The sequence below is a fragment of the Calothrix sp. NIES-2100 genome (assembly GCF_963875285.1).
Classification (GTDB): Bacteria; Cyanobacteriota; Cyanobacteriia; order Cyanobacteriales; family Nostocaceae; genus Aulosira.
Map to the genome: position 1 here is coordinate 2,685,546 of NZ_CAWNLA010000001.1, position 22,352 is coordinate 2,707,897.

At 41.1% G+C, this 22,352-nt stretch carries 18 protein-coding genes and 1 pseudogene; 4 read left to right on the top strand and 15 right to left on the bottom strand.

Annotation, left to right across the window (positions count from 1 at the left end; all coding sequences use genetic code 11):
* Nucleotides 1-35 precede the first annotated feature (35 nt).
* The 11 genes from AACU32_RS11550 to AACU32_RS11600 form a co-directional block, all read right to left on the bottom strand.
* A complete protein-coding gene (locus AACU32_RS11550) occupies nt 36-1,721 on the bottom strand; it encodes a fasciclin domain-containing protein (protein ID WP_096599698.1) in 1,686 nt (561 codons plus the stop codon).
* A 644-nt stretch (nt 1,722-2,365) separates the two neighbouring features.
* The gene (locus AACU32_RS11555) at nt 2,366-2,533 is read right to left on the bottom strand and encodes a hypothetical protein (RefSeq protein ID WP_339377785.1); all 168 of its coding nucleotides are present in this window, start codon (nt 2,531-2,533) and stop codon (nt 2,366-2,368) included.
* A 373-nt stretch (nt 2,534-2,906) separates the two neighbouring features.
* Complete coding sequence (locus AACU32_RS11560) at nt 2,907-3,032, bottom strand: hypothetical protein (RefSeq protein WP_339377786.1); 126 nt, start codon at nt 3,030-3,032, stop codon at nt 2,907-2,909.
* Between the two features lie 347 nt (nt 3,033-3,379).
* On the bottom strand, nt 3,380-5,065 hold the full coding sequence (locus AACU32_RS11565) for a M14 family metallopeptidase (RefSeq protein WP_096599699.1): 1,686 nt from the start codon (nt 5,063-5,065) through the stop codon (nt 3,380-3,382).
* A 556-nt stretch (nt 5,066-5,621) separates the two neighbouring features.
* Complete coding sequence (locus AACU32_RS11570; RefSeq protein WP_339377787.1) at nt 5,622-5,921, bottom strand: hypothetical protein; 300 nt, start codon at nt 5,919-5,921, stop codon at nt 5,622-5,624.
* Between the two features lie 161 nt (nt 5,922-6,082).
* Nucleotides 6,083-6,964 (bottom strand): phosphodiester glycosidase family protein, encoded by an 882-nt coding sequence (locus AACU32_RS11575; RefSeq protein WP_096607959.1) that lies wholly within the window; start codon nt 6,962-6,964, stop codon nt 6,083-6,085.
* A gap of 212 nt (nt 6,965-7,176) precedes the next feature.
* Entirely contained in the window at nt 7,177-7,449 is a 273-nt protein-coding gene (locus tag AACU32_RS11580) for a hypothetical protein (protein ID WP_096599700.1), read from the bottom strand.
* Nucleotides 7,450-7,875: 426 nt separating this feature from the next.
* A complete protein-coding gene (locus AACU32_RS11585) occupies nt 7,876-8,490 on the bottom strand; it encodes a PAP/fibrillin family protein (protein ID WP_096599701.1) in 615 nt (204 codons plus the stop codon).
* Between the two features lie 541 nt (nt 8,491-9,031).
* Nucleotides 9,032-9,424 carry a YybH family protein gene (locus tag AACU32_RS11590; RefSeq protein WP_096599702.1) on the bottom strand — a complete coding sequence of 131 codons (393 nt, stop codon included), beginning with the start codon at nt 9,422-9,424 and terminating at the stop codon, nt 9,032-9,034.
* A gap of 90 nt (nt 9,425-9,514) precedes the next feature.
* Nucleotides 9,515-10,843 (bottom strand): aminotransferase class I/II-fold pyridoxal phosphate-dependent enzyme, encoded by a 1,329-nt coding sequence (locus AACU32_RS11595; RefSeq protein WP_096599703.1) that lies wholly within the window; start codon nt 10,841-10,843, stop codon nt 9,515-9,517.
* Between the two features lie 714 nt (nt 10,844-11,557).
* A complete protein-coding gene (locus AACU32_RS11600) occupies nt 11,558-12,502 on the bottom strand; it encodes a DMT family transporter (RefSeq protein WP_096599704.1) in 945 nt (314 codons plus the stop codon).
* 219 nt (nt 12,503-12,721) lie between these two features.
* On the opposite strand from AACU32_RS11600, the gene AACU32_RS11605 reads away from it, so the two are divergent.
* The 3 genes from AACU32_RS11605 (at nt 12,722) to AACU32_RS11615 (ending at nt 16,661) form a co-directional block, all read left to right on the top strand.
* On the top strand, nt 12,722-13,072 hold the full coding sequence (locus tag AACU32_RS11605) for a hypothetical protein (RefSeq protein WP_096599705.1): 351 nt from the start codon (nt 12,722-12,724) through the stop codon (nt 13,070-13,072).
* A 545-nt stretch (nt 13,073-13,617) separates the two neighbouring features.
* Nucleotides 13,618-15,807 (top strand): GUN4 domain-containing protein, encoded by a 2,190-nt coding sequence (locus tag AACU32_RS11610; RefSeq protein WP_339377788.1) that lies wholly within the window; start codon nt 13,618-13,620, stop codon nt 15,805-15,807.
* 176 nt (nt 15,808-15,983) lie between these two features.
* Nucleotides 15,984-16,661 carry a sugar transferase gene (locus tag AACU32_RS11615; RefSeq protein ID WP_096599706.1) on the top strand — a complete coding sequence of 226 codons (678 nt, stop codon included), beginning with the start codon at nt 15,984-15,986 and terminating at the stop codon, nt 16,659-16,661.
* Between the two features lie 172 nt (nt 16,662-16,833).
* On the opposite strand, the gene AACU32_RS11620 is transcribed toward AACU32_RS11615, so the two are convergent.
* Complete coding sequence (locus tag AACU32_RS11620) at nt 16,834-17,058, bottom strand: hypothetical protein (RefSeq protein WP_096599707.1); 225 nt, start codon at nt 17,056-17,058, stop codon at nt 16,834-16,836.
* A 301-nt stretch (nt 17,059-17,359) separates the two neighbouring features.
* On the opposite strand from AACU32_RS11620, the gene AACU32_RS11625 reads away from it, so the two are divergent.
* Nucleotides 17,360-17,494, top strand: a complete 135-nt coding sequence (locus AACU32_RS11625; protein ID WP_339377789.1) for a hypothetical protein — start codon at nt 17,360-17,362, stop codon at nt 17,492-17,494.
* 117 nt (nt 17,495-17,611) lie between these two features.
* Here the strand turns inward: AACU32_RS11625 and AACU32_RS11635 are convergent.
* The 3 genes and pseudogenes from AACU32_RS11635 to AACU32_RS11645 all read right to left on the bottom strand — a co-directional run bounded on the left by AACU32_RS11635 (nt 17,612) and on the right by AACU32_RS11645 (nt 22,229).
* Nucleotides 17,612-18,942, bottom strand: a pseudogene (locus AACU32_RS11635) (IS4 family transposase).
* 644 nt (nt 18,943-19,586) lie between these two features.
* Nucleotides 19,587-21,479 carry an alpha-amylase family glycosyl hydrolase gene (locus AACU32_RS11640; protein WP_096607960.1) on the bottom strand — a complete coding sequence of 631 codons (1,893 nt, stop codon included), beginning with the start codon at nt 21,477-21,479 and terminating at the stop codon, nt 19,587-19,589.
* Between the two features lie 255 nt (nt 21,480-21,734).
* On the bottom strand, nt 21,735-22,229 hold the full coding sequence (locus tag AACU32_RS11645; RefSeq protein WP_096607961.1) for a hypothetical protein: 495 nt from the start codon (nt 22,227-22,229) through the stop codon (nt 21,735-21,737).
* Between the last annotated feature and the right edge of the window lie 123 nt (nt 22,230-22,352).

Sequence of the window (22,352 nt, forward strand, 5' to 3'; positions counted from 1 at the left end):
CACCTTATTGCTATGCCCCACCTACGCCCTCGCCATTAGAAGTTATAACCAACCCCTAATATTAAACCGACGCTAGTTTCATCAAAAAAGGCTGCATTCACAGAACCTGTGAGTGTAAAGCGATTTGCTATCGGAATGTCTACACCACCAGTTGCCATAAAAGCAATATCCGTGTCATTTGACGTATCAATAGCTACACCAGCACCGATAAAAGGAGCGATCGGGAATCGAGTCTGTCCGGTGACGGTATCTGCTTGTCGGGCAAAATCTAAAGTTACGGGAACCAGAACCAGTGTCTCATCCCCAAAAACTGCCGATGGACGCACTGAGATATTACGTGTCAGACCTATTTTGCTGATTACCGAGAAATTACCCACACTCAAAGAATTATTACCAGTTAAACCAATGTTACCACCAACACCGATATAGCTAGGGCCCCCAAGAGTGGTTCTACCTGGTGTAACTGTGCCAGGAGTACTTCCGCCTTGATCGGGAGTACCTGTACCTGGTTGCTGACTAGTCAGGTTAGGTGGAATTAGGACTTGGTTAATCGCATGGATCACACCATTGCTAGCTTGGACATTCGCCTGGATAACTTGGGCATTGTTGACTGCAATTTGATTATTAGCTGTATCAACCTTAACGTCTACATTTTGATCCTCAAGGGTCTTGATTTGCCCGGTTGATAGTTGGCTAGAAGTTAATTGACCAGAAACTACATGGTATCTCAACAGCTTAATCAATGTTTCGCGATTTTCTGGTAGCTGTAATTGCTGTAGAGTACCTGCTGGTAACGCCGCAAATGCTTGATCGGTAGGAGCAAAGACAGTATAAGGCCCTGGTTGTTGTAGGATATCTGTTAAGCCTGCGGCTTTTAATAAAGAAGTCAAGGTTGTAAACGAACTGCTAGATGCAGCCAAGGAAACGATATCTGTACCGCCAGGTTGATTAGTACCACTACTAGCTGCAACAATATAACCAGCAGCTGGAAGATTGCTAGCAATTGGTTGTAACTGTCCCTGTTTTACCAAAGCTTGATATAAAAGTGCTGCGGCTTCGGCGCGTGTTAAAGTCCTTTGGGGATTGAGTTGTCTAACTTCTGGATAGTTAACAACAATATTGCTTTGTGTTGCTGCTGCTACACTATTCACAGCATAATCTGGGACTGATGAAGCATCTGTGTAATAAGTGCTCAAAACACTAGCTGCGCTAGTGCTACTAGTCAAAGCTAAACCACTGCTTAAAGCGACGATCGCCTGTACTTTGGGAATTTGTTCATTGGGTAAAAATCTGTTCCCTGGATAGCCGGACATAAATCCAGTTTCGTAAGCTACCCGAATTGCTTCCGCCGCCCAATAGTTAGCGGGAACATCGGAAAATCCACCAGAAGGTAATTGTCGAACTGGGTTCTGGTTAAAAGCTTTTTGGATCATCGCCGCAAATTGCGCACGAGTCACAGCCTGATCGGGCTTAAAAGTACCATCAGGAAACCCTGCAATCACGTTTCTTTGGGCTAAGGCGGTAATGAATGGACTGGCCCAGTAATTTGCATCAACATCAGATAAGCTAGATGTTGCCCCTTGTGCTATTTTATCGGGCGATGAGACAGTATTTTGAGCTGATCCAGGGCTGGAAATTACAATAGGACTTAATGTAGCAAACATTACTCCTAAAGCTAGCATACTGCTCTTTACAAATGAGCCGCGAAACCAATTAAACATGAAAATTTCCTCACAAAATAAGTAAAGTCGTTGCTCAATTCATTGATGAAACGTGAGTTCGATGCAGATGATGTTTACCTCACCCCAAACGCCTCTCCTATGAAGAAAAAGCTGTAAAAATTGTAATTTTTCTTACTCCTCTCTTTCCTCCTAGAAGAGGGAAGGGGGCTGAAGGTTGCCGAATTCAAGTTAATTAAATATTTGTCAAGTGCTGAGGATGAGATTTGCCTCTCGAATAAAACTACGAATGCGAAATGTTAACTGTTTGAAGTCTAAAAATTTACCAATATAGTCACCCTTCCTTGAATTTCATTATAACCGCTCAAATGTTTGCCCCAGAAAGCAAATCTCAAGGATGATATTTGAGCTTTTCAGGAATCTCCGATCGCACTCAGCATCAAAAAGCTACCAAGGATATCCGAGATTTTTCAATAATCAAGAGAATTAATATAAATGCATGGATTTCTCAGTTGCCCTCAGGTGGGCTGTGACCGAGAAATTTGGTATTCATTAGCCGTCTGATCATTTTGAACAAGCCCAATTACATCAAATTTAAGTTACATGTGTCTAGTTATTAACATACAAGAAAGTCGAGGATTGTCATAATTAATATTTTTAATATGTTACATGAATCCAACAACTAGCTAAAGGCTAAATTTTTCGAGATTTTTTTCCTTCTTTAGATAGTTGACAACATCGCTAATTCGTTGAGACTGAGAGCGAATGAACAAGCTAAGACCAGAAATGAGCGATCGCACTTCCCTGCTTAAAGCATAATTAATCTCTAGTACCACGCTGCAAAATTCGCTCAATCACAATTCCCAATTGAAATCTTGATTTTTGGTTCTGTTGTACTAGTCAGGTTATAGATATTAATCAACTAGACGAGATAATCTACCTTTTCACTTAAGTGTTGGATTGATATTCTCTCTAAAAAAAAATTCCTGTTACTCACTTGATCCTGATGAAATAGCAAATATCAAAAACTAGCATCCTCCTGAGGATAGGTAAAAACGACCGCAATCACGCTCGATCAATTAACCTGTAATCAAGATGACAGTGCTGAAAACAAGGGATAAAGTTAAACCAAGATAAATCTACTGAAAATGCATAACCCATCCTGATATAGCTGACATACTAAAAACAATATGAGTATCCTGCTGCAAAAGATCCAAAATCGATTAATCAAAAATATTTATAGTTTGCCATTTTTGCAACATCAAGCTGAACTTGAGTATCAGGAAGCTGTGGATCAACATATTGCAAATTTACCGCAATTTCCACTACTGAGATGAATCTCATCGAAACCATAAACAGGGTTATTGAACTCAATTTATTGAAAATGTTATAAGCACTTTTCATCTTCCTTGTGGTTTGGGGAAAGGGTAAAGGGTAAAGGGTGAATTCCTACCTTTCACCTTTTCCCTTTCCCCCCTTAACCGAAGCGGATTAGATTGCTAATTGGATGAGGATGCGATCGCCCTACCTTCTATTTCTTCGGTGGTAGCTTTGTCCCCATCTCTGTCCATGCGGAGAACACCAAATAAACCACCAGTAAACCAGCACTGATCAGGAAAATCACAACGTCGTTATTCATGTCTGTAGCTCAACATTTCTTAACAACTCTAACAGTCAACAGTTAACCGTCAACACTATATTCAACCTAATATCACCTCAGTACGCACAACTCCCCCACGTTCATGACGGGCTAATAGTTTAACAGTGCTACCCACAGACCCACGTACAACCCATTCTACCTTTGCCCTGTCTTCAGTAGGGTCACTCTGTCTCCGCGTCGGATGTGAAGGTTGATAGGCGCGTCCCTCTAATTGTCCCAACTCTTCACGCTTGTTACCTGTCTCTAAAGTTACACCATTAGGCAACTCTATTTCACAGATACAGCCTCTTACCAGCTTTTTCTCCAAGGCTTTTTGGGTAACGTAGGTAGGTAACCAGCCTGTATTATGAACTACTAAACACACTCGATATAGATCGTTACCTAAGTTGTAGACACTGGTTTGATAAATTTCCAAACGCGGGGAGATTAACAAATGCCAAACTAACCAATCAGGAAAGCGGGCTATTTCATTTTCTAAAAACTCAGGGGGTGGATTGACCCAAGCATAGATGCTATCCCAACCGCCTAATTCTACCTGACCAAGTTGGGGATGGTCGAAGGGATACCAGTCAACATATGCCTTTCCTGAGAGTTGTTGATCATTCCAGCGTAACAACTTCAGTTCATCTTCTAAAGAGTGTTCTTGATACCATTCGACATGTTTATATTCTTTAATACCTGCTTGACTTTGGGGACTCCAAACTTCGACTGTCCAAGCAAAGACACCGCGATCGTCATAAGCCCAATCATCGAAAGTCCCGGAGATAAAATCTTTGGGATCATAGCGGAAGTCGTGAAAAGCAGAAATAGCGGGATATTCTGTAATTTCCGTAGCTTTTTTCCCAATATATTGATAGGTGCGGAGGTCGTAAAGCGGGAATTCCTCATCGCTGTGGTAGCTGTAGGGACGGATGACTACACCGCCAAAAGTATGGAAAGCTATAGCCCCGGTGATGTTGGGATGAGTTGTAATGAATTGGACAAGCGATCGCACTTCTGTTTCTGATGTGGGATAAGGCCCCGCACCGGGCTGTTGAAATTCTTGTCGCCACATAGTCGGAAAGTTGCGGTTCAAATCTAACCCTGTTTGGGTTGGCTGAATCTTAATCTGCACTCCGTCATAATTTTCGATCCGCCCTTCTGGTAACAGTCGATAATATTTACCACCGGTTTCTGTTGGTTCCCGACGCACCAATAAACGCGGTTCCGTCAGGGAGATTTTCCAAGCGCCATTAGGATCAGGAATGCGCATGAGTAAAATCCGCCCATCCCCATCGATATCTTCCATGACTAAACCATCGTTACTTTCCCTACCTTCAGGATAGGGACGGGTAGCAGAACGAATAAATTTCGGTTTGTCAGCCAAAGCCCACTCCGCACCATCAGGGTTAACACGCGGACAAATGTAGAAGGCGCGGGTGTCTAAACAAGGAGTAATCGCGGGATGAGTACCGTAGGCTGTAACTAATGTTTGCAGCAGATATAAACAGACAATTGATGGTGCTAACTCCGTAGCGTGGATATTACCATCTACCCAGAGGGCTGGTTTTTCTTTGTCTGATCCGGTGGCGAAATTCGTAACAGTGAGAAGCCAGATGTCACGACCTTCATAACTCTTGCCAATACTTTCTATGCGTACCAGGTGAGGAAATTCCTCAGCATAACTATGTAAGATGCTGGTCAGGTCTTCGTAACGGTAGTATTTATCAAAGCGAACATCTGGCATAATCACCCTCTTATGCGCCAGGCGTACATCCTCTACAATACCATTGCTTGCGACTCCAAAATTTTGATAAAAATCTGAGTCACAAAATTTTAGATTTTAGATTTAGGACTAAGGGAACTCCAAAAAATAAATTATTTCGCTTAAAGTTGTTGACTGTTAACAGTGAACCGTCAACAGTCAACAAGAAAAAAATTAAAAATCTAAAATTCGGTAATGGTTATACCAATTCTATGTGAGGCTGCATATTAACGCCCTCACCCTCCAAGGGTGGGGCTAAACAAACAAAGCCTGCCTACGCAGGCTAATTATATGCATCTTCATCAAGAATTAGTATTAGCGTAATATCATTGGGAACATTCGGGTAATTTTTTCTCAGCGTAATTGCAATCAAAATAAATTAGAGCATCCCTACTAGAGTTAAATCGTGTACTTTCGATGTAAGCTAATACTATGGACAAATATCCAATTTATTAGGTGTAGGTTGGGTTGAGGAACGAAACCCAACATTGATCGGGGTGTTAGATTTTTTCAAAAATAAAATCGGATTGCTATATCATTAGCGACATTCGGGTAGTTTTTTCCTAGCGTAAGTACAATCAAAATGAGTTAGAGCGTCGCTACTAGAGTTGAAATTTCCATCCGTGATGTAAGATTCACTGTCTCGACTGGCTTCACGTCGCCAAATTTTCAAGTAGTAACTACTGTTATCATCGGTAGACCATAATTCATAACGATAATCACCTCCATACCCCTCACTATTGAAGTAATCAGCTAGTGCCATAGTTGATATAACCACACAGCTTAATACAGCCAAAAAAGGAATTACAGCTACTTTCAATATTTGGTTTAATTTCATAAATGCGCCATAAATTCACTTCCTCTAGCTTCATTCACAAGTAGCTATTTACACCTCAGTAATAATGTTGAATATTATGTGAAGATATGGAAATAACGGCAAAAATTGCGCTTTTAACGGAAATTGGCTGAGTTGCCGCCTCCGCACCTCTCCCCTAATTTCTAATTTTCCTGTACTAATAAAACTGATTTCACCTGTCGCTTGATGGGTTTCCTCACAAGATTTAGCTTCCCGTAAACAGCCTTACCATTGTAATAAAGTGAAGACGAACTCCCGCCATCTAGATTCATCGCTTTCTTTGCACCAAGGGTTTTCATAAAAGCTGCTAATTCTGGCAAAGACATCCCAGATTTAGCGAGACGAACGTTTGGCTTTTGAGCTACCATGACTAAAAGAATATTGCCATCATCAGTAATGCCTACAGCAGTTCTTGAACTAGGTTGATTGCTACCAATTGCATCTCGTCCATTAACTTTATCTACAAAAGCTTCTTGTTCTGAGGTGAGTTCTGGTAACAAATTGGGGCCACCGCCTACAGCATCGACTAACTGACACCCAGCTAAAGGTGATTCATTGTGGGGAGTAATATCATAAGTGACAGTTTCCCCACATAGATAGCGACGGAATTCTGTGCGATTAAAAATTTTATTTAGGTAAGGTTTTAAGTTGGGATTATTTACAAGTCTTTCGTTAGTTTTGGGATCAGCAACTACACTACCAGAAATCACTACATAGGATGTAGATTTTTGATTAACTGGGTCAAAAAAGCCTGCATTGAAGATTGCTTTTACTTGATGCTTCTTAGCAAATTCGTCTACAGTAGCCACTTTTTCTGACAGCGCAGGTGTGATTAAAAATCGGCTATCAGTGGGAATTGATAGAATATGAACTACGCTTTGCGGTAAAGTCCGTTGTTCGTAGCTGATGGTTTTTGGTGGGGAAGGTGCAACATTTGGCACTATTGATATAGAAGAATGCAACTTAAATAATAGTGGCATCCCGAAACTAACTAGTGTCAGACTCAGCAGCCAGATTTTTTTCACTTGTATACCCAAATTAACTAAATAAATATTACGCTCGCAAATGTGCAAATTCCCGATTTGACTACATCGTATTTTTCTCGACGAGAATGATCAGCCTGTGTTTGCTAAAATATTTTTCAGAATTGGTGGTCATAAACGATCTAGGCGATCGCACTAGCACATCTGTACAATAATGGCGATCGCACCCCAATAGTACTATCTCTCGTGGTACACTAAGACGCTTTCGGTTGATACCACAGGACTAGCTGTAACTTTGAACAGTAGCAACCTCCATCACTAATTTCTTGCTCATGTTCTGCTATCCAATCAAAGATTTGTGCTGCTTTTGCTAAAGCTATCTTTTCGGAACGATAAAGCTTAGGACTAGGACAGAAGGCTTTACCATTGATGTGTATGGCTGCAATATGCCAATAGTCGCTACCTTCACCCTCCGGTACAACTTCTAAAAATCCATCACAGTAAGGCTCAATTATGCCGATGTTCATCTGCCAACCAATTACACTCCAAAAATATCTATCCTACAGTTGCAATTGGTGAAACGCCATCGTACCTCTTGGTTAACTTAGTCAGCAGTAAATCTGAGGTAACTTCACGGGATTTTCAGTAATTCTCTAGGTATAATTCTGACTGGCTAATTTTGTTCATTGTGGACAAAAACTTTTTAAAGAATATAGTCTGTTTAGCAGATGTTGTCGCCTAAAAATGGTCATATGATTATGAGCATCAATTATTCACTATCATTACAGTAATAAAAGGAGCAGGCTATGCTTACCGCCCTGATTTTTTTTGCAGGTTACGCTGCTATTTCGACATTCTTTATTTCTGCGGTTGACTAACAAAACACAAACGCCCATATTTGATTTTTCATATTAGTTAGACGTAGATGCTTCGTGGCTTGTCATCAGACATCGCTACAAAGGGCGAAATACAAACAGATTACCTGTTGCACCTCGTCCTACCCTGATTTGGGAATCTAAGTATGAGGTTGTCCACAGCGCTTCATTTCTCAAAAATTCCAGCACCGGAATTTTCAACTCTGGTAAACTCCAGCTTGAGAATCCAAAGGGCTTTGTTACTTGTACGGAAAACGCCCCAAAAGTCACCTTAGCAACCTGTTCATCTATACCCCATCTCCATACGCCGTCAGCTTGCAAGCGCCATTCTCCCAGAAATGGGAGATCAAACTCAGCACAGTTGGCGGCGGAAATTTGCTCCCGATTGCTGGCTACTAACTTTTGCCACACGCGTTTAATTTTAATTCCTCCCCCAATTTCTCTTAGGGATACTAGCTTTCGCGTAACTACTGTGCCGCGAGAAGCGTAAATTAATTGCCAGCTACCAACCAGCGACGAAAGATGATTGACGCTGAGTGGGCGAACTGTAGGATTTACGTTCTCCAACCGCTGGACAATGCTATCGATTGTTTCATCTGGTGATGGAAATATACTTTGCTGCAAGCCTAGCGCTTCAATTCGTTGCAGCAGTTCAGTCTTTAAGCTAGATCTCTTTGCTTCATCATCCGCCATGTTGATAAGGGAGGGGAAAACTTTACATTTTGTTATGTGCTTTGGTTTTTTGCGCCTCTTATTAAGGTTATCAGCCTTTTGCTGTCAACACGGCTTGACAAGTCGTAACAATTTTGTTAAATTTATTTACATAAGTTAATAAATAGATAAAAAACAGCTATTGCCTTAGGTATTAGCGAAAATTTTTGATTTCGGTATCGGTATCTCTCATCGTCATTTGGTTTTCTCCCCCTCACCTCAGCGCGCAAGCTGAGGTTTTTTTTCATACTGCTCATCCGCCTTGTCTCCCCACAGACTAAGCCCTAGCCTAAACTTACACCTATTTTCAGGTAAATAGACCACGCGGTAGGGGCACGGCATCAGTAAGATTATTGTATGTAGCAGAAGATTGTGGGTGCCGTGCCCTTACGAAAGGATCTGTGGTTAAATTACTACCGAAACTGCTGTAACTAAGATTTTTCTATGCAAGGGAATTTGGTTTGGGGAAAAGGTTAAAGCAAGTTTTTCTTCCCCTTTTTCCCCTTAACCGCTGAGATATCAGTTAAACAGGTACACTGCTGTTCCAAATATCGCGATGCAATCGCCACTGTCCATCTTCTTGTTTCCAGACAACGATGTACTTACCTCTGTCTACCATTTGACCATTGCGATCGCTCAATAAATATTTTCCCACTTCAATTGCTGTATTGTCGTGACTTTCTACCTCAATGGTTTCCAGAGTCGCTTGGGTAATGTTGAGCTGGAAAATGCTTTGCCAAAATTCCTCAATCCCCTTTTTTGTGCCAATTAACTCGCTATGAGTTGGTAAAATTTGACCATCTTTGGTGTACAAGCTAGCTAAAGTTGCTGCATCACCTTGTGCAAAAGTCTGCATAAAGTTCTGGTTCGCTGCTGCAATTGCATCACGAACGCTGAGAGTTTGCGTGATTGTCATTGGCTTGAATGTTGATGCGATAATGGACTTGAATAGTTCGATAGATTTCCTTTTCAGGCTTTGACCTTTGTCTGTCGAAGCCTTTTTTGACTAGATAAGTCGGTATTGCTGGCCGAGTTTCTCCAACACATCCAACGTCCGATCAATATTTTCATAGGTGTGGGAAGCATTTAAGATAAACCGAATCCGACCTTCTGAAGGCTTAACACCGGGATAGACAATCGCGATAGAAAAAATTCCTGCCGCGAATAAGTCGCGATTAAATGCATGTAAAATGTCTGGATCGGGAATAAATATCGGCACGATCGGACTCTGACTATGACCTAAATCAAAACCCATCCCCGTGAGTTTTTGCCGCATGTAGCTATTTTTTTGATGCAGTTGTGCTATTAATTCGGGATTAGCAGCTAATTCATCAAGTGAGGCTAAAATAGCGGCCGCATCTCCTGGTGTCAGACAAGCTTGAAATAGGTAAGAATTAGCACTCCATTCCAGCAAGGGTATATATTTACTTTTGCAAGCGATAAAGCCGCCGATGGAAGCTGTTGATTTGGACAAGGTAGACATGATAAAATCTACCTCTTCCGTCACGCCGAGTTGATGACAAAATCCCGCTCCTTGGTGACCGTAAAAACCAAATGTGTGGGCTTCATCTACATAGAGATGAAAATTATATTTTTTCTTGAGTTGGACAATTTCGCCTAAGGGAGCCAAATCGCCACTCATCGAATAGGCAGATTCAACAATGACAATGAGGTTTTCGTAGTTGTTCCTGTATTTTTTGAGTTTTTTCTCTAAGTCTTCGACTGAGTTATGCTTGAACGAAGCAAACTTTTTGCCGGAAAGCTTAACTCCATCAATAATCGAAGCATGGGCTTCCCGATCGAAAAGTAAAAAATCATTGTTTCCTGGTAAAGCAGAGATGACACCTAAATTGGTGGTGTATCCTGTGGGGAACAATAAAGCCGATTCTTTCCCAACTAAAGATGCGAGTCGTCTTTCCGCTTCTTTATGTAACGAAGACATCCCACCGGATATAGCAGAAGTTCCGCTTCCTGTACCAAATTTTTTCACGGCTTCGCAGACTTGATCGATAATCTTTTGATTTCTGTTTAAGCCAGTATAGTGATTGATACACCAAATGATGCACTGATGCAGGGTTCCCGTAGATGGACATACTAACTGTGCTTCACTGTCACTGCCGAAAAGGGTAAACTTGTCTTGGGAATACAAACCAGCTTCCACCTGCAATTGCTTGTGCTGATAAATCGCCTCAGCTAAATCTTCAAAGCTACTAAAACCATCTGACTTTAATTGTCTTTTGAGCAAAGCTAAGGAAGTTGACAAGCTGACTTCACTTTTAGCCTTTGCGATCGCATTACTTTCGCTCTGAATCTGACGCTCTATTGCTACTGTCATATTGTAGTTGAAGTAAAGTACTTGAATTTTTATTCTGCACGCACAAACTGTTCGACTAAATTCAAACCCTTGTTGAGCAAGGATTGGAGAAATTAGCCAGCAATGTATCAGCACCAATTGTGCTCTCGTAGCAGAGATTAGTCCATAGTCAAAACTAAGCCCCTTAATTTATGAATGGAGATATCAAAAAACACCGCATCATTATTTCCACCCCTTACATTTATGCATGGGGTTTGATAATTTTTAATTCCCCAAAGGAGTTGACAGCCTTAACCAGAAATCTATGACATTTACGTAAGTCCTAGTAATAACTAACGACTAACTTCTGTGCGTCTAAGTGTGTTGAGTGAGTACTATGAATTTCGGTCAAAATCCATTTCTATCGGACAGCATAACTTAATTCACCGACACCAAGGAACTGCGGTAACGATATTGTTCTGGGGCTATTTCTAGTAGATTCCTGACTGATAAAGATTTTGGTGCGTTATCAACAATCCTTTGCGATCAATTTTTACTTGCAGAATCTGCTCGTAAAGTAAATATACCACACCTTAAGAAAAACTGAAGTTTTTTAGATTTAAAGTTTCTGTATTTATACTGAGGGTTTATGAATTAACAAAAAGCTGACTAGGAGAATGCACGTAAACCCAGTGTTGTCAGCCTTAAGAGACGAATTCATGAGTTTCTCAAACAAAGCAATTTATTTAGACTTCATCACAAATACTTAAAGTAAAACAATAATCCAATACCAGCGATCGCAATCCCAACACCTGCGATCGCTCTCAAACTCACCTTTTCACCCATTGCGATCGCGATGGGGATGACAAACAAAGGACTAGTCTGCAACAGTGTGGAAGCAATTCCCACAGATGTGAATTTAATAGCTGTTTGTTGTAACCAAATTCCCAGGTAAGTACCACAAAAGGCTGCAAAAAAACTTGCTAAAATAATTCGCCGAGATTTCCAGTAGGGATCAGAAATTGTCCGCTGCTGGCGAGGTGATATTACTAACCAAAGCAAAATTGTCAATACCCCTGCAATTAATCGTAATAAAGCCGCCCATAAAGAATCAATACTCGCAGTTGCAAATGCAGCCCGAGAAAACAGAGAACCGGCGGTATTTGTAATTGCGGCTAATAAACCAAAGCCTATACCTTGCCATAGGTGCGTTGAGTCAACCTCGCTTGTACCAGGAACTCGTTCTGTTACCACCCAAGCGACTCCCAAAATCGTCAACAGGATTCCGCACCAAGCGCTGACATTGAGGCGTTCTTGGAGAAAGATTGTCGCCGCGATCGCCGTCATCGGTGGCGAAAGGGTTCCCAAAAGTAAAACCTGTCGCGCTCCCAAGTAATTGATCGCCGCCAAGAAAGCTGTATCACCCCAGCCAATCCCCACAGCACCGCTGAGAAAGAGTAAGCATACAGGCATAAAAGAAAGCTTGGGGACAAAATCGCCACTAATCAAAATTGTTAGTAGTAGTAGAGCGATCGCAATTATCCCTTTAATCAAGTTCAGCTGCATCGGCCTAATACGTTGCCCTAAAACACCATAGATCACCGAAGCGACAGACCACAAACACGCAGCCACTAAAGCCGCCACTTCACCATGCCAATCTGTCACCGCCAAAATTAAATAATTATTAAAAATAATCAGCACCCATAAATTAATGCCGGAAACTCTTTAATAATACAACAATTAATTGCCACAAAATTAGCACTGTCTAGCTGAGAGTGCTAATTTTCAGCCAAAGTTTAATACTTATGGTATAAGCGTAAATTCTACTTTTTAGGGATGGCAATCGAGAAAAATTGAGAGATAATTATTGCTATTAAAATCAAAGTTACATATAATTGATTAACCATCGGGAGGACTGGAATGAAATATACTTTTGACTTTGTAGGAGTCTCTCCAGTTTTACAATTTTTTAATCACCAACAGCAGAACCAAAAACAACCACAGCATCAAGGTGTGGAATACTTGGGAAACCATATTTGTACCTTAGATGCGTTCTTAGAATCTGTCGAAACAATTCCCGCAAATTGGTGCTGGAACATGGATCAAGTCGTAGAAACTGTAATTAATTTTTGGTTAAATAACTCAGAAAGTATTAACTATTGGAAAAGACGGTTAACAGATGCCGGTAGAGACAACTTAATAGTAGCCAGAGTGGCAGATTTCACAGCTTTAAAAGCCGAATTTGAATCCTTACTAGGTAGAAATTCGTAAAAATATCCCAAGTCATCAAAATTGTAGTTGAAAATTCATTTTTCATAATTAGTAAGCTGAGAATTGCTCAGCTTATTTCTGTTGGTTAATAATTTTGGGAAAAATCGCTCCTTCTAGATCCACGACTTCTTTAAGGATATTGCTGGCGAATGGTAGGTTTGACCCCTCAATGCTCATACAAATACTTTTCTCGCTTACGCGACATACCGCCCGCAGGCTTGAAGCCTGGGGCTAACGCTACAAAGCCCACCTTCGTGGGCTAAGAAAATTTAGCCCACGAAGGTGGGCTTTGTTTGATTAGCCGCACCATTCTATGGTGAAGGCGGGATTTCGGGATCAGCGAGGTGTCTTACCTCTGATTCGCCAGCTGTATCCTCAAAGAAGTCGGGGATCTAATTTTTCACCAATGATTGCAGCCTTCCTCCCAAGTATTTTGGCAAATTGGGAATATTCTGGGAACTAACTCCACAGCAACTACGTATATTTAATGAGATACAATTTTCAAGCTAGTCAATCACCGGAAAATCTCTAACCCCTAACCCCTAATGTGTCCAGTAGGAGTTCGTACAAGCCGCTCAACTAAAGCCCTAGAAACGGGTGTAGCAAAACTGTGGCTGCTATTGGTGGGCGTGAACCAATATGAGGATGAACAAATACCTAGTTTGAATTACTCAGCATTAGACTGTCAGGGATTAGGAGAAGCATTAAACGCCGCTACACAAGCATTTCCCCAAAAAGAGGTGATGATTTATCACGATTTCGCCTCCCAGCAGCCAAAGTTAGAAAATGTTCGTACCAGTCTCAGACAAATTGCGGCGGCGACTAAACCCATTGACACCGTTCTATTTTATTTTTCTGGGCATGGGATGCTAGATCCATTGAGTCAGCAGGTAGTGCTGTGTCTGCAAGATACTCAAAAATCAAAATTAATAGATACAGGCTTAAAGTTGCAGGAAGTTTTGCAACTGTTAGAAAATTGTTCAGCCCAGCAGCAACTATTAGTACTAGATGCTTGTCATAGTGGGGGGATGACGCTGTGGGGTGCTAGAGGCGAACCAGATCCCCAACTTAACCCCACACCAGAGTTAGTGGAAGTTCTGCGACAACGAGCCGCCAACAGAAAAGGATTTTATGCTTTATTATCCTGCGATCGCTCCCAGCAATCTTGGGAATTTCCCCAATTAGGACATGGAGTCTTTACATACTACCTCATCCGTGGGCTAAAAGGAGAAGCCGCCGACTCCCAAGGTGTGATCGAAGCCGATGGACTTTACCGCTATGTCTATCACCAAACACTCACATATATAGATAAAGCTAATCAGCAGTTACGAGTCATTAATCAACTCAAAAAAGGACGTGGGGACAAATCCATACATCCCGAATATCCCTCACAAACCCCGAAGCGCATTGTCGAAGGAGTAGGAGAAGTAATTTTGGGACTCAAATCCACAACCACCGCATCTTCACTACATCCGCGACAAGCATTAATTGTCGAAGGACTCCCCAAGAGTAAAACTTCCCTAGCTTTGAGTAAAATACTCAGTAGCGCTGGGAGTTTTGAAGTCAATTATTGGACTGTGGGCCGTAAAAATTCCCAGTCAGATGTGCGTAAAGCCATCCAAAAATGCTTACTGTCGGAATATGAAGCCGAATCAACCACTACCTCTACTACAACAGAAGCAGCTGCAACAGTATTGTTATATTTGCGAGGGCAAATTCAAGAGACAGAACAAGGCGAAGCTATATTAGTACTGTCTGATGAGATGACAATTCATCGCTCATGGTTGAAAAAACAGCTACGCCGATGCCGATCGCAACAAATTATCATTTTAGATTGTCCTCTAGAACAGGGAGTAGGCATATCACTGGGCGATTGGCTAGAAGAACTGCAACTAGGATTAGAAACAGGACAGTGTTTAATTGCTGCTGCTGTACCACCCCATGAAAGTGAAAGATTTGCTACTACCCTATTAAAAACCCTCAATCAAGGAATCCAGCCAAGTGGATTCACCGCCGCAGCTTGGATTACACAATTACAAGTGGAATTGGCACAAACAGACATTCAATTATATTTTTGGTTGTCTGGATCTCAAGGGATCATTGAAGTTTTACTAGGCAAAACTTTATATTCTGGTGAGAGTGTCAATGAACAGCCAGATGATTTGAGTTCGGAAGCCGGCATAGATTACACTCATCTGCGGGATTTACTCCAAGCCCAAAGATGGCTAGAAGCAGATAGGGAAACTACAACTCTCATGCTGAAGGTAGGGGGAAGAGAACAACAGCCTTACCTGGATATCAACACCATCAAAAATTTTCCTTGTACAGACCTTTATACTATTGACAAACTTTGGGTAAGTTATAGTCATGGGCGCTGCGGTTTTAGCGTCCAGCACCATATCTGGGAGAATATTAAACATAATTCGGCTACCGATCCGATGTTGGCTTTAATGATTGGTAGTGCCAAAGTTGCTGCTTTTGAAACCTGCATAGATTTTGCCAATCGGGTTGGTTGGCGCCTGAGAGACTCTTGGATTGATTATGACAATCTGATCTGGACAGGCGATGCTCCTATGGGACATCTACCTTATGTCGGTTTTTTGGAACAAGTTTGGCATGTCAAAGTCTTAGGTGTTTGGGAATGGCACAGTGCGATCGCCACTGCTGCTTGGTGGGAATTGTGCGTGACGCTGTTTTCGCGGATTGAGGCTTGTAAAATAGCTAGTTCCGACTAAACGCAGATATCAATATCATTTATCAGGGTGAGGTATGAGGTACATAGAAAACCTGGAATTAGAAGAGAAAGAACTGTATCCCCATATATACTGAGTTTTCTCTACTTAACAGCCGTGAATTTCCTAAAAATTCGCGAAAAATAAGTAAATATACCTTTGTTAATTGAGGACAGACAATGCAGTACACACAATTACAAGGAATTTTTCCCAATATCTCATTTACATCTTGGGAATTAGAATTTACACCTCATCCCTCAGTGCAGTCTAAATTTAAACGTCTGTTAGACATTTTTGGGAGTTTGGTGGGACTATTGATTTTAGCGATCGTGTTTGTGCCGATCGCGATCGCCATTAAAATTGATAGCCCTGGGCCAATTTTCTTCGCTCAAGAACGCTATGGGCTACAAGGACGGCCATTTCGTCTGTATAAATTCCGCTCAATGGTTAGTGATGCCGAGCAATTAAAATCTTTAGTTAATAATGAAGCCAATGGACTAATATTTAAAAACAAAAATGATTTTAGAATTACTAAAGTAGGTCGCTTTTTAAGACGCACCAGCTTAGATGAACTACCCCAATTTTGGAATGTTTTGCTCAATGATATGAGCTTAGTGGGAACCCGTCCACCTACAGGCGATGAAGTTATGCACTATACAGAAAAACATTGGCGGCGTTTAAATGTTAAACCCGGTTTAACCGGGGAATGGCAAGTTAACGGACGTTCTCAAGTGACAAATTTTGAACAAATAGTTGACTTAGATTTACAGTACCAAAATAACTGGCATCCATTGTATGACTTATTGTTAATTGCCAAAACAATCTATGTCATTTTTGGCAGAATTGGAGCCTTTTAACAGCAGAATTCAGCGAATGAAGAGTACAAAACAAAGGCGCGGCGATCGCGCCTTTAAATTAACGTGAGTTCGATAAAACTAAAGAACTTAAATGTTGACTGACCTTTAGCTGGAGCGATTGAGGGATTATTAAATCACTCGCTTTGTTAGATGTTGGATTAGTTGATTTATCTTAAACAACTAGAAAATCCCTCGAAGAAAAATCAGAAGTATTTTCAATGTAACCAATTAAATCAAAATCTTGATAAATATAAGTTGAATTAGTCCCGTAGGTAATGCTAATACCACCTCTAGATGTAGACCAAATTTGGATTTTATCGCCTTGATTGCGATCAAAGTCGGTAATAGTAGTTCCTACAAGGGTATCGGCATTTGGTGTTCCATTAATATTACTCATTGTTTAAATACCTCAAGCTCAAAATTGCTAAACAACTATAATTTGTCTAAAGTTAAACTTAGGGCGTGTCGGCAAAGGTCATAGAGACGCTCAGCGCGAGCAGCACCAAGCTGGCAAGCCGCCGGACTCTTAACGCAAGCTGCTATTACCCACGCTGCTGAAGCAGGGGGCACTGAGCTTCGTGATTTGTTGAAATCAAAGTGTTGCAAATGCGGCGAACTTGACTAAATCTAAAAGGTTGATCGCATTTACTGCTAAATTTCCTCAAAAACCTCAGAAGTTACGCAATTAAGTAGTGGTTATGAGTACTGATGGCGTAAGTTCTGATAGTCTTGAAGATATTTGGGGGAAAATCCCTCAAGCCAGTAGTGTTATTCAAAAGCTGAAACTTCCTGAGCATCAGGTAAAGCAACTTAGGGGAAGTAGCTTAACTTAGGGGATTCCCCGAACTTCTTGCATAAATGGCAATTTAAAGGGTGAGAAGTAATAGCGATCAAACTTGATTGCAAGAACTCTTTTTTTAGATTTAGGGGTGGGGTCGATGGCATTGGTGTCAAGTTAAAGCTTCAGCCCAGATGTCAAGCGACCTGGCGGCGTTGCGTCGGTGTCGTTGACGAACAGCTTTAACCAAGCCCATAGAACGTTGATGCTCTACTAGCCAAGGAATCAGTTGTAGTTGTGAATTGTGCGATCGCGCACGATGGAAAAAATACAAACTGCGGAACACCATTTCCACAGAAATTCGATCTATTGGCTGCTGTAGAGCGATGCCAAAGGCAAGCCGCTTCGCGTCTACGCAACATCAGCGCACAAATCATTGAGAACAGCATAGAAAATCCAAGTAGCATAAACTTGCATCTGCACACCATTAGTGCCGCCAACCCAGAGATAAGATAAACCTAACAACCGTTTTGTCAGTAAAAATGCATCTTCGATTTTCCAACGACGGCGATACAACTCACAAACCGACTGTGGTGAAAGCTGTTGCGGGTCAAGAACATTGGTCAAGTAATGGTACCAAGTTTTGCCCCAGAGTACTGACACTTGTCGCATCGGGTAGCGACAAGGATCAGTATGGTGAAGTCCCATTTGAATAATTTCGTCTTTGTAGTGAGAACCATTTGAAAGTACACGCACTAGCCGATAGCGTATTTTCGCTTTTTGTCTAGTTAAAACATATTTTCCTTGCTCGGTCAGGGTATCAAACCACTCAAATCCATAGAAGCCCATATCTGTGATCAGTATTCCCCCGATGGGTAAACGCGCTGTTATTTCTGACCACCACTTTGTTTCATTACGTTTGGCATCGGCATCAAAAAATGCTGCCACTGGGCGATGAGTAAATGCTTCAACTACCATTAGCATCTTCCCCCCCAAGACTGAGCCTGTTTTTTGTTGCAGTTGTCCCAAATGTTTTTTGACTGCTTCTAGGGTTGATGCATCCGCAATCCATACAGCAGCGAACGATGATGCTACTGATGTCCACATTGGTGGCACTTCCATCTGCTTATTCTTGGCTGCCAGACGCTCTATTACTTGTTCAAACAGCTTGATAAACAACTGAGCTGGTAAAGTCTCTAGGCGTTGAGATAGTGCTTGCCGACTCACCTGCATTGCCTCAACCCACATCAACCCTTCCACTTCCAGGCAGCGTAGCACATCTGTTAAATGCTGTACTTGTCTATACACTAGACTCAATACTATTGCTGCCATCACGGGTAGAGTCAGTACGCGATCGCGCAAGCTACGTTCTTTATCTTTAACATCTTTGAGATTGGCAAATGTCCCTGGAGTTAATAGCTCAATCAACCGTGATTCTATCTCCTCACTTGTTGGAGCAGGAGAAGTTGGGGTAAAAGTGGCGAGCGTGACATGAGCCGCCACGTAAACTCTGAAAGCCTTGCTACAAAAGGATTGCAGAAATAAAATTGCTCTCTGACCCGAAAATCGCTAAAAAAGCTTGTTTTGACTGTGCCAATTGAAGCTTAAGCTATTTGGTACTGCATTTGGTAACGTAGCCATAAGGTTTTCAGGCTGTAAAATTCAGTAGGGTTTAAATGGTACAGCCTTTAATGTTTACCAAGTTAGTCAAAATCTCAATTTTAGGGTAAAAGTCAAAAAATTTTTCTGAAACTCTCTTGGAACATGGGTTTCAGCAGTCGCATGGCGGCTCGTGTCACGCTTGCTACTTTTGCCCCAAGGTAATACCAATTTGAAAAAAGAATGCGACAGATGGTAGGGGCACGGCAGTGCCGTGCCCTCTAGAATATATTGATGTGTCGCAAACATTATTTGAATTGGTATAATCTCACTTTTTAATCAAGCAGGTGGTGTCGCTAAAACAACAACGCAAAATTTGACTATCACTTGTTAACATTAAAGTATTTGGTGATTTGACCGAAGAAGATGTAGCTTCAGTAGTAGACAAAGCTAAAGGAGCAGAGCCCCCAGCCAAACAGTGGACTGAATGCGCAAGAAATAGGTACAGTACCTATTAAATAGGTACTGGCAAACTATTTAGTACCTATTTAACTCGCCCAAATATCCCGCCATTTCACCGTACCTTTATCCGCTAAAATCCAGCGACGGCTAACGAGATTTTCCCGCAGGGCTGGTTGATTTTGCCGCCAGAGAGCATATTTATAGGATATTGCTTTCCCCGCGCTTTCATTAAATGGTATTTCCCCAAACCAAGTATTTTCATTGATATATTCTAAAGCGTAAGCTTTGCTAATATCCCAATTGCCCAATTCTGGACAATCACCTATTACCACAACTGTATCACCAGGTTGAGTCCTCAACCCATTTACCTGTGCCCGCACAATAGTTGTTCCTTTGACTCGCTCACCCAAATAACTCAGTACAATTATTTCTTTGGGTGCTAGCTTTAATCCTAAAATTTTGCCATTTTTAACTTCGATTTGGCGCTGTGTTACTATACAGTTATATTCTCCATCTTCTAATTCGGTATTTTCCACATTAATAGTAATTGCATCTCCTTTATTGATCGCCACAAAACAGCGATAATCTCGATAACTGCGGAGATAACAATAGACATCAGGTGTAATATATTTTTGTTTCTGACTTCCCAGGGAAACCGCAGGATTTAAGCGCCGCAATTTCGATAATAATTGGATATCTTGATAAAGCTGGGAATCTGTGTCCCATTTCTCCATGATCGGACGATTATAAGGATCATTGCCACCATTAGTATCATTATGGAGATATTGCTCTGTCCCATAATAAATACAAGGAATTCCCCGACTAGTGATAATCAAAGCCATCGCCAATCGCAGCAGTTGCGGATCGGAATTTAAGCTTTGAAATCGCGGCATATCATGATTATCAATAAAGGTAATCAATTCTGTCGCCGTATTGTAAAGATAATCCAGATTGAAAACATCTTGAATTAAATGAAATCCTCCCGCTGCATTTTGGGCTATAGCTTGGCGAATTCCCTCACACAAACCAAAGTCTAAAATTGACATTCCCGATTCATTGGCAAATTTGATTGAACTGCTTTTTTTGGGATTGCTAAAACCCCATTCGCCAAAGATGAATACAGAAGGTTTATGAGTTTGAATATCGCTATTAAATTCTTGCCAAAACCAAATAGGCATGTGCTTTACTGTATCAACTCGTAAAGCATCGACTCCTTTATCTAACCATTGCTTAATTGCGGTTTTAATATAATTGCGGTAATCAGGATTACTTTCATTAAAAGTCGCTAATCCTGCCATTTCATAATAGAGTAATTGATATTCATCTTCCCAATCCGTGATTTCGGGATTATGGTGATACCAATGATTGATATCATTGTAATAATCGGCAATTAACACGCCATCTTCGTAAAGTTTACCTTTTTCCCCGTTAACATCAGGGCTGCTGTGATTACACACAATATCTAAAATCAGCTTCATGCCGCGCTCATGTAAGCCAGAAATTAATTTATCTAATGTGCTACTTTTAAATAAAGAATTTTCTTCATGGGGCGCTAAAAATCGGGGATTAATCCGTTTAAAATCTTTTGTCCAGTAGCCATGCATCGCCGCATTCTCAAATTGTAATGCTTCTACTTGTTCAAATAAAGGAGAAATCCAGATGGCTGTAACTCCAAGATTTTTGAGATAATCTAGTTTGTCAATAATTCCTTGTAAATCCCCACCCCAATATTTACCCCACTTTTGCTTAGTGGGATCGTAAAGTTCAGGATGAGCGCCGGGATTATTGCTGGGATCTCCATCATGAAAACGGTCTACAATGATGAAGTAAATTGTTTCTTGGCGAAATTCAATTGCTCTGGTAAAGAGAAACTCAAAATCCGATACCGTTTCTGATGCAACTGTATCTGTATGAAAGCCAGCAGCAGCTTTAGTAGCTTGAGCTTCAACATCAGAATGGGATGAAGAAATTTGCACCATAATTTTATTAAAAAAAGCTAAAGGTTTGATGTACTCTACTGAACTTAGGCTTAGGTAGCCAAAATTTCTCTCAAACAAATTTTACATGGCAGTGAGTATTTTGAGCTAGCCATGAGTATGTTAACGCAGAGTGCGATCGCACCAGTAAAAACCTATTTTATAAGCTGACTATTAAATGATAGGGATGAGTAAAAGTTAAAGGGCGATCGCCACCGGAGAGTAAAATCAGCGATCACCCTTAACACAGTTATCTCCCTATCTCTCCATCTGTCCACTTCTCCAGCGATTTAGCGCTCGTAAATATGCTGTAACTGGAATTTGATAAACTTCAATAACAATCCAAAGAATAATTGCTAAATGTAACAAAAAAGTTAATATAGTCCAGAGATATGGTAACCAGGTAATAAATTGATGTGGAGTTGGCGGAAAATTGTAAGCGACAATACCAATCAAAGTTGTGGGTAAAAGTATAAAAGCAATGGCGGCTAAACCATAGCCCCAACCAAGTTCCACACCTTCTAACTGCGCTTCTGTCCAGCTAAAACCATTCCAACGCCAAATTAGGGGAGGTTGGCGGGAAGGCATTTTGATTTGCTGTTGTTCTACATTAACGGTAAAAATCTCTTGGCAGAAGTCACAAGCCATAGCTTCCATTAATGGCATATGAGTAATCTTACCAACACGACAAACCGGGCAAGGATAAACTCCGTGATAATCGAAAGATGTAGCTAAAATTTTGGAGCTTGGCATCATAATACTTAGTGGCATTAATAAGGTGATTGGGTCTGTGCGGAATTTGACGAGAATAGTGTATTGTCAGATTTTTGACAGTTCATCAACTCCAGTCACCCATGACCCAAATATAGTTGTAAT

Bases quoted from the DNA above. Each gene is read 5' to 3' on its own strand.
- AACU32_RS11550 (WP_096599698.1), bottom strand. From the start codon at position 1,721: ATGTTTAATTGGTTTCGCGGCTCATTTGTAAAGAGCAGTATGCTAGCT.
- AACU32_RS11560 (WP_339377786.1), bottom strand. From the start codon at position 3,032: ATGGTTTCGATGAGATTCATCTCAGTAGTGGAAATTGCGGTAAATTTG.
- AACU32_RS11565 (WP_096599699.1), bottom strand. From the start codon at position 5,065: ATGCCAGATGTTCGCTTTGATAAATACTACCGTTACGAAGACCTGACC.
- AACU32_RS11570 (WP_339377787.1), bottom strand. From the start codon at position 5,921: ATGAAATTAAACCAAATATTGAAAGTAGCTGTAATTCCTTTTTTGGCT.
- AACU32_RS11580 (WP_096599700.1), bottom strand. From the start codon at position 7,449: ATGAACATCGGCATAATTGAGCCTTACTGTGATGGATTTTTAGAAGTT.
- AACU32_RS11585 (WP_096599701.1), bottom strand. From the start codon at position 8,490: ATGGCGGATGATGAAGCAAAGAGATCTAGCTTAAAGACTGAACTGCTG.
- AACU32_RS11590 (WP_096599702.1), bottom strand. From the start codon at position 9,424: ATGACAATCACGCAAACTCTCAGCGTTCGTGATGCAATTGCAGCAGCG.
- AACU32_RS11595 (WP_096599703.1), bottom strand. From the start codon at position 10,843: ATGACAGTAGCAATAGAGCGTCAGATTCAGAGCGAAAGTAATGCGATC.
- AACU32_RS11605 (WP_096599705.1), top strand. From the start codon at position 12,722: ATGAAATATACTTTTGACTTTGTAGGAGTCTCTCCAGTTTTACAATTT.
- AACU32_RS11610 (WP_339377788.1), top strand. From the start codon at position 13,618: ATGTGTCCAGTAGGAGTTCGTACAAGCCGCTCAACTAAAGCCCTAGAA.
- AACU32_RS11615 (WP_096599706.1), top strand. From the start codon at position 15,984: ATGCAGTACACACAATTACAAGGAATTTTTCCCAATATCTCATTTACA.
- AACU32_RS11620 (WP_096599707.1), bottom strand. From the start codon at position 17,058: ATGAGTAATATTAATGGAACACCAAATGCCGATACCCTTGTAGGAACT.
- AACU32_RS11625 (WP_339377789.1), top strand. From the start codon at position 17,360: ATGAGTACTGATGGCGTAAGTTCTGATAGTCTTGAAGATATTTGGGGG.
- AACU32_RS11640 (WP_096607960.1), bottom strand. From the start codon at position 21,479: ATGGTGCAAATTTCTTCATCCCATTCTGATGTTGAAGCTCAAGCTACT.
- AACU32_RS11645 (WP_096607961.1), bottom strand. From the start codon at position 22,229: ATGCCAAGCTCCAAAATTTTAGCTACATCTTTCGATTATCACGGAGTT.